Genomic DNA, 14,756 nt, shown 5'->3' with positions numbered 1-14,756 from the left:
TAGTCAATACCTGCGGTACCGCATACTGACGGTATCGCCGCGTTTGGCCGCACTGGGTCCGGGTACCGAGTGGTATGCCAATTGACGAGGCCGACAGGGCCACCCAGGTTCCCGACCCGGACGATCCCCGGAAACCCGAGTCGCCGACCGACCTCACGCGGCCGTCGCTGATGTATTCGATGCGCAAGGCGGTCAAGGAGTTCCAGCGTGACCAGTGCACGGACCTTGCCGCGGCGCTGACCTACTACGCGGTGCTGTCGATATTCCCCGCGCTGGTGGTCATGGTGTCGTTGCTCGGCGTGTTCGGGCAGGGCAGGCGCACTGTCGACGCGCTGCTCGAGATCGCAGCCGACGTGGCGCCCGCGTCCGCCGTCGACACTCTTCGGCCGACGATCGAACAGCTGGTCAACTCTCCAACGGCCGGATTCGCGTTGGTGGCGGGCATCGTGGGCGCCCTGTGGTCGGCCTCGGGCTACATCGGCGCGTTCGGCCGCGCGATGAACCGCATCTACGAGATCGACGAGGGCCGACCGGTATGGAAACTGCGACCGGTGCAGCTGCTGCTGACACTCGTCGGCCTCGCGATGACATCCGCTGTGGTGTTCATGCTGGCGATCAGCGGACCGGTGGCCCAGGCGCTCGGCGACGCGATCGGATTGGGCGATGCGGCGGTCACGGTGTGGAACGTGGTCCGGTGGCCGCTGATCCTGCTCTTCGTCGTGGTGGCGGTCGCCATCCTCTACTACGTCACGCCCAACGTCGAGCAGCCGAAATTCCGCTGGATCAGCGGCGGTGCGGCGCTTGCGATCGTCGTGTGGCTGCTCGCCTCGCTGGCGTTCGGGCTCTACGTGGCCAACTTCGGCAGCTACAACAAGACCTACGGGGCGTTGGCCGGCGTCATCGTGTTCCTGCTGTGGTTGTGGATCACCAACCTTGCGCTGCTGTTGGGTGCGGAGGTGGACGCCGAGGTGGAGCGGGGCCGTCAATTGCAGGCGGGTCTGCCGGCCGAGCACGAGTTGCAGCTGCCGCCCAAAGACGATCGCAACATCCGCAAGGAACAGGCCGCCGCGAAGGAAGACGTCAAGCGGGCCAGGCGGCTTCGACTCTCGCGCGGTCGTAAGCGCGGCGGCAAACACTGAAGGCATACTCGCGGGCGTGACCCGGCGAATTCACGTCATCGGCATCGGTGCGGGCGATCCTGACCACGTCACGGCGCAGGCGGTGACCGCGCTCAACGACACGCAGGTGTTCTTCGCCATGGACAAGGGTTCGGCTAAAGACGATTTGGTGGGGTTGCGGCGGCACATCTGCCAACGCTTCATCCGTGAGCCCGGATACCGATTCGTCGAACTGCCCGACCCGCCGCGGGTCAGGGAGGCTGTCGAGGCGCCGACGTACCGGCAGGCGGTCGCGGACTGGCACGACGCGCGGGCGCGTGTGTGGGCCGACGCGATCGAGGCCGAGCTCGCGCCCGAGGGTGTGGGCGCATTTCTTGCGTGGGGTGATCCGTCGTTGTACGACAGCACCCTGCGCATCCTCGACACCGTCGCACGTCACGTCGACATCGACTACGACGTGATTCCGGGCATCACGGCGATCCAGGCCCTGACCGCGCGACATCGCGTCCCGCTCAACGACGTCGGCGAACCGGTGCTGATCACCACCGGCAGACAACTGCGTGACCGAGGGCTGACCGGAAGCGCGGTCGTGATGCTCGACGCCGACAGTTCGTTCCTGACATGCCCGCCCGACACCCGCATCTGGTGGGGCGCTTATCTCGGCACTCCCGACGAGTTGCTGATGTCTGGGACCGTCGGCGACGTCGGCGAGGAGATCGCCCGGGTGCGCGCCGACGCGCGGGCGCGTCACGGCTGGATCATGGACACCTATCTGCTGCGCTCGGCACCCTAACTGGTTGATCGCACTCACGTCGTGCGTGCGATCCACCGCTTAGGGCCGCAAGAGTGGCGACCTCGACGGTGCATCGACTGGTCTAGGCTGACGCGATGTCGTTCCTCTTGCGGGCCGCGTTGACGGGTCTGGCGCTGTGGGTGGTGACGCTGGTCGTTCCCGGAATCAGGTTCGTCGGCGCCGACTCGCGACTGCAGGAAGTCGGCATCATCTTCGTCGTCGCGGTCATCTTCGGTCTGGTCAACGCGTTCATCAAGCCGATCGTGCAGATCATCTCGATCCCGCTCTACATCCTGACTCTCGGGCTGATCCACATCGTCATCAACGCGCTGATGTTGTGGCTCACGTCGTGGATCACCGAGCACACGACGCATTGGGGTCTCTACATCGACGATTTCTGGTGGACGGCGATCTGGGCCGCGATCGTGCTGTCGATCGTGAGCTGGCTGTTGTCGGTGGTCACCGGCGGCGCCTCGCGACGCGATTGACCGGCACACTGGAGCCATGCCCGAACTGCCCGAAGTCGAAGCGCTCGCCGATCACCTGCGCCGCCATGCCGTCGGCAAGACGGTGGCACGCATCGACGTATCGGCGTTCTCGGTGCTCAAGACGTTCGACCCCCCCATCACAGCGCTGCACGGCGAGACCGTCACCGAGGCGAACCGCTGGGGCAAGTACCTCGGTCTGCGGGTCGGCGATCTGCACCTGATCACCCATCTGTCGCGCGCCGGGTGGTTGCGGTGGTCGGACAAGTTGGCCGCGGCCCCGCTCAAGCCGGGCAAGGGGCCGATCGCGCTGCGGGTCCACCTCGGGACGCCGGGTGCGGGTTTCGACCTCACCGAGGCCGGCACGCAGAAGCGGCTCGCGGTATGGGTGGTCGACGATCCGGTCAAGGTGCCCGGCATCGCCACGCTGGGTCCCGACGCGCTGTCGCTCGGCCCCGACGACCTCGCGAAAGCGCTCGCCGGCAACAGCGGTCGCATCAAGACGGTGCTTACCGACCAGAAGGTGATCGCGGGCATCGGCAACGCCTACAGCGACGAGATCCTGCACGTCGCGCGGATATCCCCGTTCGCGACGGCGGCCAAGCTGACCGACGCGCAACTGTCGGCGTTGCACGACGCGATGATCGGCGTACTCACCGACGCGGTGTCCCGCTCGGTCGGTCAACAGGCCGCGACGCTCAAGGGGGAGAAGCGGTCCGGCTTGCGGGTGCACGCTCGTACCGGTCTGCCGTGCCCTGTCTGCGGAGACACCGTGCGCGAGGTGTCGTTCGCCGACAAGTCTTTTCAGTACTGCCCGACGTGTCAGACGGGCGGCAAAGTGCTCGCCGACCGGCGCTTGTCGCGCCTGCTGAAGTGAAAGTGAGCAGCCGCGCGTCGGTGCAGGCAGGCCGGCCCCGTAACGCGAGTTGTCAGCCGGTGATCGGCGGCTGACGCTGATAGGTATGGAATACGCCAGGTACGCATCGTTCGTCTCCGCCGGCCACCGCCCGGACCCGCCGATCGACCCGACGTCGACCTGGTGGGCCTGGCGCGGCCGCAATATCCACGTCGCGCGCGCGAGCGCCCCGGACGCCGCCGTGCGGCTGATGGTCGTCCACGGCGGCGGCGGTTACTCGGGCGCGCTGTGGCCGATCGCGGCGGCCGCCGCGCGGGAGGGCGTCGAAGTGCTCGCCCCGGACATGCCGCTCTACGGCGACACCGCCGAGCCCGATCCGGGGTCCGTCCGCTATCCGGACTGGCTGGACATGCTGACCGATCTCGTCACCGCCGAACGCGCCGATGACCGGCGCCCGCTCGTGCTGTTGGGTGCCAGCATGGGCGGGATGATGGCCTACGAGGTGGCCGCGCGCACCGGCGAAGTCGCGCACGTCGTGGCGACCTGTCTGCTCGATCCGGCCGACCCCGACGCCCGGCGAGCGGCCGCGCGCATTTCGGCGATCGGTCCGGCCGCGCCGACGTTGATGAAGGCGGTCGACCCGTTGTTCGGCCGCATCCGCGTGCCGATCCGGTGGCTGGTCGACATGAACAACATGAGCCTCGACCCGGAGTTGACCCGGCTGTGCGCCACCGACCCCAAGGGCGGCGGCGTGCGGGTCCCGCTCGGATTTCTCAGCAGCTGGTTGAACTTCCGGCATGCGGCACCCGAAGCGTTCCGCGCGGCACCGGTCACCTTGGTGCACCCGGCGGCGGACCGCTGGACCCCGCCGCACCTGAGCATCCGGTTCCTGGACCGCATCGCCGGGCCGAGATCGCTTGTGCTGCTGGAGAACTGCGGACATTACCCGATCGAGGAACCCGGCCTCACCCAGCTGGTGGATGCGCTACGCGCGGTTCGTGACGACGTGCTGTCCGGTTCGGGACACTAGGACGGCGGTGCCAGCCGGTCGACCAGCTCAACCAGCGGCTCGACGTCCATGGCGCGGGCGGTCATCACCCGATGCAGATGTGCGTCGACCGTGTGAACCACGGTCTGAGCGGTCAGTTCGGGGTCAACGCCGCCGCGCCCACACCGGAGCAGCAGATAGGCCACCTCGCCGGAGATGTCGTCCTCGAACGCCCGCAACGCGTCGAGGTCGGACGGCAGGCGCGCCCCGAGGCGGTGCATCAGCCGGTGCAGACCCGGACGGTCGCGGTGCAGGTCGACGACCGCCTGCAGGATCATGCGCATCGACTCCTCGAACGGCGGTTCCTCGTCGCGCAGCTGCTTGAAGACCGCATCCATGCGCGTTCGCGCCTCGTCGACATGGCGTTGGGCCAACGCGCGCATCAACGCCTGCTTGTTCGGAAAGTATTGGTAGAGGCTGCCGATCGACACGCCGGCGCGCTCGGCGATGCGGTTCGTCGTCGCCTTCAGGCCTTCCCGGTTGAACACCTGAGCCGCGGCCTCGAGCAGCACCTCCACGGTGTCTCGGGACCGGTTCTGGCGGGGTCGTTTCCGTGGTTCGTCGATGCGCTCAGTGTACGTCGGCTCAGCTGTGCCGACAGTAGGACCGGGTGGCCGCCGACAGCGCCCGACGGTAGAGCGGATCCAGTTGGCGCGCGTCGGCGACGGCGCCGATCGCGCTGTCGAGGTCGAACGTGCAGTTCGGTGCGTGCAACCAATTCCATTGCTGCGCAATCTCATCGACCATGATCTTGTTGAACGTGTCGATCTGCGAACGTGACTCGGACAGGTCGGGGGCGGTACGGGGCGCGGTGGCGGGGTCGAACTTCCACTGGCCGAACCGGGTGTACTCGATGCCCTCGGTGGCGTCGATCTGGTCGGCGAAGACCGTGCGCACGTAGCCCTGGTCGATGGCGCGCGCGGAGGCGTCGGCGGCCACGGCGTCCAGTACCGCATCGGCGCGGTGACGGTCCGTGATGGGACCGCCGTCGATCCACTTCGCGGCCGCGACGGAGTCTGCGGTGGCCAGGCGCTGCGCCGCGGTGTCGACCAGCCGGTGCAGCGGAGAAGCGGGTTGGCCCGCGGCGACCGCAGAGCAGAGCGCGACGCACAGGGTGACGAGCAGGAATGCCGCCGTTCGCAGGAGAACCATGTGGCCATTCTGACGGCGATCGCCTCGCTTAGTCTGTCGGGGTGACCCGGCAGAGGATCCTGATCACCGGCGCGAGCTCGGGGCTGGGTGCCGGGATGGCCCGCGCATTCGCCGCGAAGGGTCGCGACCTGGCGCTGTGTGCCCGGCGCATCGACCGCCTCGACGAGCTCAAGGCCGAGCTGCAGGAACGGCACCCCGGAATCGACGTCGCCGTCGCCGCCCTCGACGTCAACGATCACGAGCAGGTGCCGAAGGTGTTCGCCGAGCTCTCCCGCGAGCTCGGCGGAATCGACCGCATCATCGTCAATGCCGGTGTCGGGAAGGGAGCGCCACTCGGCTCGGGCAAACTGTGGGCGAACAAAGCCACCATCGAGACGAATCTCGTTGCCGCGCTTGTGCAGATCGAGACCGCCATCGAGATGTTCGAGAAGGCCGGCGGTGGACATCTGGTGCTGGTCTCGTCGGTCCTGGGAAACAAGGGCGTGCCGGGGGTGAAGGCCGCCTACGCCGCAAGCAAGGCCGGTGTCTCGTCGCTGGGTGAGTCGCTGCGCGCGCAGTACTCGCGCGGACCCATCAAGGTCACGGTGCTCGAACCGGGCTACATCGAATCCGAGATGACCGCCCGATCCGAGTCGACGACGTTGATGGTGGACAACGAAACCGGCGTGCGGGCAATGGTTGCCGTGATCGAACGCGAAAGAGGTCGTGCGGCGGTCCCGTGGTGGCCCTGGGCCCCATTGGTTCGGGTGATGCGGGTGTTGCCGCCGCGGCTGACGAAGCCGTTCGCGTAGCGCCTCCGTGTAGAGGCTCGCGCTTCGGGGTAACCCGCAGCGCTAGTTGCCAGGGAGGTTTCGATGAAGGTGTTGTTGACCGGAGGTACCGGTTTTGTCGGGGCGTGGACGGCCAAGGCCGTGGCCGACGCGGGTCACCAGGTGAGGTTTCTGGTCCGCGATCCGGCGCGGTTGGAGACAAGCGCTGCCAAGATCGGCGTCGCGACCGACGACTACGCCGTCGGCGACATCGCCGATGCCGACTCGACGGCCGCTGCGATGGACGGCTGTGATGCCGTAATCCATTCCGCAGCAATGGTTTCAGTCGACCCTCGGCAGGCCGACAAGATGCTGCGGACCAACCTCGACGGTGCCCACAACGTGCTCGGCGTGGCTGCCGAGCGGGGTTTGGACCCGATCGTCCACGTCTCCAGCTTCACCGCGCTGTTCAACCCGGATTGCAGTGTTCTGCACGCCGACCTTCCGGTCGTGGGAGGGACCGACGGCTACGGTAAGTCCAAGGCGGAGGTGGAGAAGTACGCGCGGGGCCTACAGGATGCGGGTGCGCCGGTGAGCATCACATACCCGGGCATGGTGCTGGGGCCGCCGGCCGGTAACCAGTTCGGCGAAGCGGCAGAAGGTGTTCAAGCGGCGGTCCAGATGCGTGGGGTGCCGGGCCGCGGCGGCGCGTGGATCGTGGTCGACGTTCGAGATTTGGCCGCGTTGCATACGGCGTTACTCGAACCGGGCAAAGGACCACGCCGATACATGGCCGGCGGCAAGCGAGTCCCGATCGCCGACTTGGCGTCGATGATCGGGAAGGCGGCGAACATGTCGCTGCGGGTGTACCCGGTGCCGGATACCTTACTGCGCAACATCGGAAGGGTCGTCGACGTGGTGGGGCCGTTTCTGCCCTTCGATACGCCGGTCACCGCAGCGGCGATGCAGTACTACACGCAGATGCCGTCGTCCGACGATTCACCGAGCGAGACCGAACTGGGAATCTCGTACCGCGATCCGCAGGAAACGCTGACGGACACCGTTTACGGATTGAGACAAGTCGGAAGGTTGTGACGGGTGCCTCATCAATTGGGTTCGCGGGTTAAGTATTCGGCGTCGAACTTGTCGTGGGCGCGACGTCCGCTGCGATCGCCGGCTCCAACGCCCGACATTTACACCGCTCCACCGGACGGAATTTAGTTCGGCCGTGCGCCGTTAGATGACATCATCAGCCGATCCGCCTGGGTTTCAAGCACGCTCATCGCTGGATGCCGACCTACAGGGGTGCGCGACCTCGTTCGTTATGGGCGAAACGATCGGCAGGCATCGATCACCCGCGTCACCTTCTCCTCGCAGAGGTGCGGACCTATGGGCAGGCTGAGGTGAGTTCGCGCCGCCCGCTCCGCGACCGGGAATGTTCCCGCGGGCAGTCCGAGCGGAGCAAAGGCACCCGACAAGTGAGGAGGGATCGGATAGTGGATCAGTGTTTGAATCCCCTTGCTAGCCAGATGCTTCTGTAGTCCATCGCGTGAGGCGTGATCCACTACATACAGATGCCATACGTGTTCGCGGCCGGACGCGACATTGGGCAAGCGTAGTCCTGAAATATCGGCCAATTCCTCGGCATAGCGCTGCGCGATGGTTCGCCGCCGAGCATTCCAAGTATCAAGATGCTGCAGTTTGATGCGTAACACCGCCGACTGGATCTCATCGAGTCGTGAGTTCGTCCCGAGGATGTCATGCACGTATTTCTCGCTGCTCCCATAGTTGCCCAATGATCGAACACGGTCGGCGACGCACGGGTCGTTGGTGGTCACAGCGCCCCCGTCACCGAAAGCGCCCAGGTTCTTACCGGGATAGAAGCTCCATGCTACGGCGTGGCCATGAGCGCCGATGCGTCGGCCGTTGTAGCGCGCCCCATGCGCCTGCGCGGCATCCTCCACTACTACCAATTCATGTTCTTCTGCCAATGCGAGAAGTTCCGCGAGGTCTGCGGGTTGACCGAAGAGGTGCACCGGGACCAGGGCGCGCGTTCGGGGAGTAATTGCGTCCTCAACCCGAGCGGGATCGAGGTTCCAGTGACCAGCTATAGGCTCTACCCCTACCGGGCGTGCACCGGTTTGGGCTACCGCGAGCCAGGTTGCGATGAAGGTGTTCGATGGCACGATGACCTCATCACCAGGACCGATCCCGAGTGCCCGCAGCGCGAGGGCAAGGGCGTCACAGCCAGTCGCGACGCCTACCGCATGCTTCGCGTCTGTTGATGCAGCGAACTCACGCTCGAATGCGGCCGTTTCTTCGCCGCGTATGTACCAGCCGTTGCGCACGACTCGCTCGACGGCTTCTAGGACGGGCGCTTCAATCTCCAAAGTGGCCGCGCGAACATCCAAGAAGGGCACCGAAACGGGAGGGTCCGTCATTGCTGAGAGCCGGAAGAATGCATTGGCGCGATTGCCTCCCCTTTACTCACCCTCAGAGCTCTTGCGGAATCGACGCAAGAGGCGCTAGACGTGGCCGCTGGAGATTGGCACTGGATCGGCAATGGGAGCCGATTCCTTTGCCTAGCCATGGTTGGCAGCCTTAACGACAGTCGTCCGCTCAGCCTCGTCGCCGATAGCCGGGCCGCGGACGGTGTCCACGAACTCCTGATAGTCGTGAATGTAATCCTGTTCGTCGTAAAGCAGCGAGGCGAACACAAGACATACAGCCCCCGTACAGAAGTCCGAGATATCTCTCCAGATTAATCTCGGCACGTACAACCCGAGATAGGAACGGTCGAGCACTACCGATCGCTGGCTATACCCGTCATCGAGCCTCACCGAGAAGGATCCCGAAGCTGCCACGAAAAATTGTTCAAGCGCCCGATGTGCGTGTCCACCACGCTCGGCTCCACCGGGAACATCGTAGAGGTAGTAGACCCGCTTGATTGCGAAAGGGATGTTCACCCCGCCATAGATGGGAGACAGGCTGCCTTGGAGACTCTCGATTTTGTCAAGATTCACCAATTTGCATTCGTCGACACGGCTCACCGAAGACCGCCCCGGAGGCGCAGTAAATCGCCGTAGTCGCGCACGTAATCTTCAGGCGCAAATGGGCTGGAGGCCAGGACAAGTGCCACCGAACTGGTAGCGAAGTTGCTCATCTGCCGCCAAATAAGATTAGGAACCAACAGACCTTGATAGGAACGATTCAATGTGTAGCGAACTCGGTGAGAACCATCGTCCAGAGTAACGTCGAAGCTCCCTGATAGTGCCACGATGAACTCGTGAGCCGTTCGGTACGCGTGGCCGCCTCGAGTTGCTCCACCGGGGACATCGTAGATCCAAAAGATCCTTGCTATCTCGAATGGCACATGCCTGCCCGATTCGATGAAGGTCAGGTTTCCTCGAGCATCGTGAATCTTGGGCAGGTCGATCAACTGGCAGTCATGGCTTATTGCGGGTGGCGCGATTACCGTGCGCTTAGTCTGCATGTCGATGCCAAGCGGGCGAGCCATTTGCGGAATCTTTGCTGCGGTCGGACGGTGACGGTTTGGCTCCTGAAGCGACGAACTTCTCCAAAGAATCGGCTGCGGCCAAAACGCTTTCAGCGGACTTAGTCATCTGGGTGGCGATCTCGCGGGCCCGAGCAACGTATTGCGGGGCAAGAATAAGACGCAGGTCTGCGACCAGCGATTCGAGGGTAGTGGCCGAGAAGGGCCGGGCGGCGCCAATCCGCAGCTGTTCGAGTCGACGCCCCCGAATCGCCGAGTCTTGCCATGTCCAAAGCATCAAGGTAGGGACCCCGGCGCGTAGGCCCGCTTCTGTGGTACCTAAGCCACCGTGATGCACGACTGCACGGCAAGCCGGAAACACGGCCGCGTAATTCATCGCCTCCACCACTTTGACATGGTCCCAATGGGCGACGTCGGTGAAGTCAGTCGCCGCGGCGCATACCAACGCCCGCTCACCTAACTGCGCGCAGGCGGCGCTGATCATGGCGAGTGTCTCGACAGTGTCTTTGACCGGTATGCTGCCAAACCCAAAGCAAATCGGCGGTCTCCCCGCGGCAATCCATGACGCGACCTCCTCATCTGTTTCTGTCGACAATTCCATCGTCAGCGAGCCAACCAAGGGGCGTCGGCCACCGAATTTCGCCCATTCGGCTTCTAGCCCTGGAAACCAAATCCTGTCATAGGCCTGGATTTCCAACGAGCCATTTTCGCTGATCCGGCGCGCGGGGGGGGCATGCTGCCTTAGGCAGAGCGAGTTCATGGCGCTGGCGGTCCTCGATCCTCTTCATTAAACGCCAATTCAGCCACTCGAGGGCGGTCGCGGCGGAACGTTCCAACGCCACCGGGAGGATCGGAACCCATTGGCCGTTGGCCCGCACCGGAGCGAAGTGCAGTGTGGCCAGCGGGATGTCGTAGTACTCTGCGACGCTACATGCAGAGTCTTCTGCGTGTAGGCCGGTCAATAGCAGATCAGCCCCCTTCGCCAGCGACTTCAGCGTCGTGCTGGCCTCAGTTCGGCACTGGGTCAACATCCCCCAATCCTCGCGCCCCAACGCGACGAGATCCCGGATCTTCCAGGGTTTGCGAGACAATCGCGCCGAGAAGTCGCGGTGCACATCAAGCCACGTCTGCGAATTCGGTCCGAACGGAACCGCCGCAATCCCAGCCGACTCGGCAAACGCAACCAAGTCGGGGGCGAGGGCCATGCTCACGTCGTGCCCTCGGCGCAGCAACTCACGGGCGATAGCGACGCCAGGCTCGGCGTCCCCACGAGTTCCATAACATGACAGCACGAACTTCACCGAGCCCCCAATTCTCATCCCGCACCAGCCGCCTGAGCTACTATAGCTGCGGGTCAGTTTAGTAGGGAGGCCCGACCATAGCCATTAATTCAAGCGCTTGGCATGACGCGTATCGCAGGGGCTGACAACCGACAAACTCGTGCCGTAAATAAATCGTCACCGCCGCGAAGGCGACCGGTTCGGGTGGGACGGGGACTCGCAGTCTCGCCCGAGGTCGAGCTAACTCGGCGGAGCCGGGCGGTGTCATGCGTCTACGACTAGGGGTCAAGTTCCCCGGCGTCGAGGGCTTTCTTGACTTCCTGAGCGTGCGCCACTTGCTGCGCGGTGTAGCCGATGAACAGCGCCACCGCTCCCGTCAGGACAGCTAACCCGGCCAGCCACATCATCCCAAATGTGTAGCCTTGATCCAGCGCATGCAATTGAGCCGGATTCATAGACTTCACCGGTCCGTTTATCCCACCCAGTGACAGCGTCCGCGAAGTGACGACGGCCTGGGTAACCGCCAGCACCATCGGGCCGCCGAGACTATACAACATAAGCGACATCGCAGATGAGGCTCCGATCCGGTCCAAACCGACGCTTGCAAGCACCGATAACCCGATCGGGACGTCGGCCACGCCAATACCGAACCCGGCGATGACGAGCGGAACCACGAGATTCGGGAAGTACGGGATGCCGGGGCTGAACGAGGAACAGTACAGGATGGCACCCAGCAAAAGGGTGCCGCCACCGATCACCAATACCCGCGGCGGAAACCGTGTCACCAACCGCGACGACGCGACTGCCCCGGCCGCCATCGCAAAAACGAACGGAATGTAGGCGACACCCGCCGAAAGCCCGCTGTAGCCCAATATGTCTTGGAAGTACAGCGTAACCAGCACAGTTAGGGTCAGCAGAACCCCACCGGCTAGGAAGATGGTGGCGAAAGTGGCCACGCGATTGCGGTCGAAGAACAAATCGATCGGCACAACGGGGTTCTCAGTAGTCCGTTCCACCAATAAGAGCGCCACGATGGCGAAAAGTGCCACCACACCAGGGCCGATCGTCATGGGAGAAAGCCAGCCGTTCGCGGGCCCCATCGAGAAGGTGACAACCGCGGCGATACAGATCAAGGTCGTCAGGCCGGCCCCTGCGGCGTCGAGTTTCACTCGCTTGAGTTCCGTCTCCCGAAGCGCGATGCGAGCGATGCAAATCACCAGCAGGCCGATCGGCACGTTCAGTAAAAAGATGAATCTCCACCCCACCTCGGCCAGTGTCCCGCCCACTACCAGGCTGAGCACTGAGCTGACACCGATCATTGCGCCTAGAACCCCGAGTGCGGCGTTGCGTACCGGGCCTTTCGGGAACGTTGTTGCTACCAGCGCCAAACTGGCCGGTGCAATGATCGCGCCGGCCGCTCCTTGTAGCAGCCGAAACCCGATGAGGATGCCACCATCCCGGGCGATGCCGCACACGGCGGACGCGATGGTGAACAGTACGACGCCGACTATGTAGGTGCGCTTGTGCCCGAAGATGTCACCGAGGCGGCCGCCCACCAGCAACAGGCCGCCAAAGGCCAGCAAATATGCGGTGACCACCCAACTCCGACCGGCATCAGACAGGTCGAGGGCGTTCTGGATCTTGGGAAGTGCGACGACCACGATGGTGCCGTCCATGGTCGCCATCAGCTGGGTGGCGCCGATGGTGATGATTGCCGCCACAAACCGACGAGAGCGCAGCCGGGTTGGCGGGTCCGTATCCGTAGGACTTGGCGTCGTCGGTTTGATGGGCTCGGGGCCGCTCATTCTTCGGGCTCTATCGTCTCGTGGGTTTATGCCATCTCTGCATCGTTAACGCCAGCATGGCGGCAACGCTACAGCAACTCTAAGAGCTGCTCGTGGACCCGAATCGTCGGGTGTCCCGTTACGCGGCTCCGCGGTAGGTGTGCGCAGCTTTCGTGGCAGTCGACTGGACTGACCATCCCGATCGTGCTATGCCGCGCAAGACGTGGTCGTAGACCCGTCTTAGAGCCAGGTAAACACAACGGCGCGGGCTTGGGCAACTGGATTGAAATAATTGCGTGACAACACTTTCCGCTACGGTGAAAAGAGGTCAGCAGTTGCGTTGTCGGAAACACGAATCAGCGCGGCCCTTCGAGGGTCGTTTCCCGGCAGTTCGGTGAACTTGTTCCCGGTAAAGCTCGAACCGCGATCACTCTGGAAGACCGCCAACCTGGGATGGGGTGTTCGCGCCGAATGGTCTTCTAACTGCCAGGGGTAGCTACCGCCATCCGGATCGCGGCACGTCAGCAGCCGCCGACGAACCAGGGCGATCTCCGATACAGCCTGCCGGCCGAAGCGGGCGCCTCGGTATGTCACCGACCATTGGGCCGATTAATTCAGCCTATTGCGACACCAAATCCGGCGGGCACCAACCTCTGCCGCATATCGCATCGGTCACCGTTTTCTTCGACACCTGCCAGCCAGATCACTTAGGCGGCATGGGAACGCGGTACCAGCAGGCTTTTGACCTCGGCATCATCAGTCCAGCACGACCGTAGGAATATAGCGAAGCCAGCGCCCACCGCCATCAGAGAAACGCTTCTCCTTAGCACGGATCTCGGCCTCGTGATTCCAGGCGAACATAAGGGCAACATCAGGATACGGGTCCGCGAAGGCCTCCGGCGGCCGGACCGGGAGGTGCGCGCCAGGAGTGAGGCGTCCCTGCTTTGCAGGTGTGGTGTCACATACGAACTCGACAAGCTCGGTCGTGATGCGACAGAAATTGGTAACGGTGGCGCTCTTTGCCGTCGCTCCGTATCCGACAACCCGCTGGCCGCGCGCACGACAATCAGAGAGAGCGTCGGTCAGCTGGCGAGCGTTCGAACGAACACGTTCGGCGAAAGCGATGAATGTTTCGGGATGGCTCAGCCTCGCTAGCTCTTCGCGCGCCAGTTGGTCATCGACCGAAGCTCTTACGTCGTAGGAGCCGCGACGAGCAAGGCGGTAACGCATTTCACCACCCCCGACTGGCAAGTGCTCCACGTCGATCAGTTCGAGACCACTTCTGTAGGCGGCTTGCGCGACAGACTGCAAGGAGAAGTAAAAAACATGTTCGTCGAAAAATTGGTCGAAGGCAGTGTCTGCAATGAGATCGCCAAGATAAGCGTCTTCGATAATCAACATTCCCTGGGGCGCGAGCAACGCAGCAGCACCGTCGAGTACCTGGCGAATGTCCTGGATACCGCAAATGGTATTTGCTGCGAAAATGATGTCTGCGGAACCATATGTGGACCGTATGTCATCGGCGAGTTCAGCCGTGAAAAACTCGGTCAGCGTAGATACCCCCCGGCTCGTCGCGTATTCGGCGTGAACCCGCGCCGGTTCAACCCCCAAGTGCCGCATCCCCGCGTCAGCGATGTCATGCAGCATCGTGCCGTCGTTGCTCCCGAGTTCCACCACGAACGGGTTTCTGTGACCTTGTAATTCATCTAGCAGCGATCGCGCCACGTCCTTTAAGTGGCCACGCATGGCTGCCGTTCCCGACGTCAGATACGAATAGTCCGGGGTGAATATGTCGTCGGCGGGCGGTACCTCGATGAGTTGCACCATCTTGCAGGTCGGGCACATACCGACCGCCAAGTGATACCACTGCTCGCTGGCGATTTCATCGGCCGAGATAAGGCGGTTGGACCGAGGCATGTTCCCAAGGTCAAGGAACTCCTCAAGCGATCCGGAGCAAACGCGGCATGAAGCTGTCAT

Annotated in this window: 14 protein-coding genes and 2 pseudogenes; 8 read left to right on the top strand and 8 right to left on the bottom strand. The window is 63.6% G+C overall.

Features of this window, described 5'->3' with window-relative positions; all coding sequences use genetic code 11:
* Positions 1–74 precede the first annotated feature (74 nt).
* From AU193_RS09760 to AU193_RS09740, 6 genes and pseudogenes are all read left to right on the top strand, one after another.
* Positions 75–1,139 (top strand): YihY/virulence factor BrkB family protein, encoded by a 1,065-nt coding sequence (locus AU193_RS09760; RefSeq protein ID WP_064422147.1) that lies wholly within the window; start codon positions 75–77, stop codon positions 1,137–1,139.
* A 16-nt stretch (positions 1,140–1,155) separates the two neighbouring features.
* Positions 1,156–1,911, top strand: a complete 756-nt coding sequence (gene cobF, locus AU193_RS09755) for a precorrin-6A synthase (deacetylating) (RefSeq protein WP_064422146.1) — start codon at positions 1,156–1,158, stop codon at positions 1,909–1,911.
* 95 nt (positions 1,912–2,006) lie between these two features.
* Complete coding sequence (locus tag AU193_RS09750; RefSeq protein WP_064422145.1) at positions 2,007–2,399, top strand: phage holin family protein; 393 nt, start codon at positions 2,007–2,009, stop codon at positions 2,397–2,399.
* A 16-nt stretch (positions 2,400–2,415) separates the two neighbouring features.
* Positions 2,416–2,658 (top strand): annotated as a pseudogene (locus tag AU193_RS23565) (DNA-formamidopyrimidine glycosylase family protein); the annotation flags it as partial.
* Between the two features lie 147 nt (positions 2,659–2,805).
* Positions 2,806–3,273 carry a zinc finger domain-containing protein gene (locus AU193_RS23560; protein ID WP_253867736.1) on the top strand — a complete coding sequence of 156 codons (468 nt, stop codon included), beginning with the start codon at positions 2,806–2,808 and terminating at the stop codon, positions 3,271–3,273.
* Positions 3,274–3,358: 85 nt separating this feature from the next.
* On the top strand, positions 3,359–4,282 hold the full coding sequence (locus tag AU193_RS09740; RefSeq protein ID WP_064422143.1) for an alpha/beta hydrolase: 924 nt from the start codon (positions 3,359–3,361) through the stop codon (positions 4,280–4,282).
* Here AU193_RS09740 and AU193_RS09735 read toward each other — a convergent pair.
* Entirely contained in the window at positions 4,279–4,818 is a 540-nt protein-coding gene (locus tag AU193_RS09735; RefSeq protein ID WP_082682909.1) for a TetR/AcrR family transcriptional regulator, read from the bottom strand. The genes AU193_RS09740 and AU193_RS09735 overlap by 4 nt on opposite strands.
* Positions 4,819–4,885: 67 nt before the next feature.
* Positions 4,886–5,452 carry a chorismate mutase gene (locus tag AU193_RS09730; protein ID WP_064422142.1) on the bottom strand — a complete coding sequence of 189 codons (567 nt, stop codon included), beginning with the start codon at positions 5,450–5,452 and terminating at the stop codon, positions 4,886–4,888.
* A gap of 41 nt (positions 5,453–5,493) precedes the next feature.
* Here AU193_RS09730 and AU193_RS09725 point away from each other — a divergent pair, with 41 nt between their 5' ends.
* Both AU193_RS09725 and AU193_RS09720 read left to right on the top strand, forming a co-directional pair.
* Positions 5,494–6,243 (top strand): SDR family oxidoreductase, encoded by a 750-nt coding sequence (locus tag AU193_RS09725; protein ID WP_064422141.1) that lies wholly within the window; start codon positions 5,494–5,496, stop codon positions 6,241–6,243.
* A gap of 63 nt (positions 6,244–6,306) precedes the next feature.
* Positions 6,307–7,296 (top strand): NAD-dependent epimerase/dehydratase family protein, encoded by a 990-nt coding sequence (locus AU193_RS09720; RefSeq protein WP_064422140.1) that lies wholly within the window; start codon positions 6,307–6,309, stop codon positions 7,294–7,296.
* A 227-nt stretch (positions 7,297–7,523) separates the two neighbouring features.
* On the opposite strand, the gene AU193_RS09715 is transcribed toward AU193_RS09720, so the two are convergent.
* The 6 genes and pseudogenes from AU193_RS09715 to AU193_RS09695 all read right to left on the bottom strand — a co-directional run bounded on the left by AU193_RS09715 (position 7,524) and on the right by AU193_RS09695 (position 14,756).
* Positions 7,524–8,621, bottom strand: coding sequence for a DegT/DnrJ/EryC1/StrS aminotransferase family protein (locus AU193_RS09715; protein WP_305728609.1), 1,098 nt, complete (start codon positions 8,619–8,621; stop codon positions 7,524–7,526).
* Between the two features lie 162 nt (positions 8,622–8,783).
* Positions 8,784–9,251 (bottom strand): FdtA/QdtA family cupin domain-containing protein, encoded by a 468-nt coding sequence (locus tag AU193_RS09710; protein ID WP_064422138.1) that lies wholly within the window; start codon positions 9,249–9,251, stop codon positions 8,784–8,786.
* Positions 9,248–9,718 (bottom strand): FdtA/QdtA family cupin domain-containing protein, encoded by a 471-nt coding sequence (locus tag AU193_RS22800; RefSeq protein WP_253867713.1) that lies wholly within the window; start codon positions 9,716–9,718, stop codon positions 9,248–9,250. The genes AU193_RS09710 and AU193_RS22800 overlap by 4 nt, the downstream gene beginning before the upstream one ends.
* Positions 9,684–11,016: pseudogene (locus AU193_RS09705) on the bottom strand (glycosyltransferase). The gene AU193_RS22800 and the pseudogene AU193_RS09705 overlap by 35 nt, the downstream one beginning before the upstream one ends.
* A 257-nt stretch (positions 11,017–11,273) precedes the next feature.
* Positions 11,274–12,800, bottom strand: coding sequence for an MFS transporter (locus AU193_RS09700; RefSeq protein WP_082682906.1), 1,527 nt, complete (start codon positions 12,798–12,800; stop codon positions 11,274–11,276).
* 735 nt (positions 12,801–13,535) lie between these two features.
* Positions 13,536–14,756, bottom strand: a complete 1,221-nt coding sequence (locus AU193_RS09695) for a class I SAM-dependent methyltransferase (protein ID WP_064422137.1) — start codon at positions 14,754–14,756, stop codon at positions 13,536–13,538.

The sequence above is a fragment of the Mycobacterium sp. GA-1285 genome, from assembly GCF_001499905.1.
Lineage (GTDB): Bacteria > Actinomycetota > Actinomycetes > Mycobacteriales > Mycobacteriaceae > Mycobacterium.
Note: the sequence above shows the minus strand (reverse complement) of the source record. Positions and strands in the feature narration are given on the sequence as shown.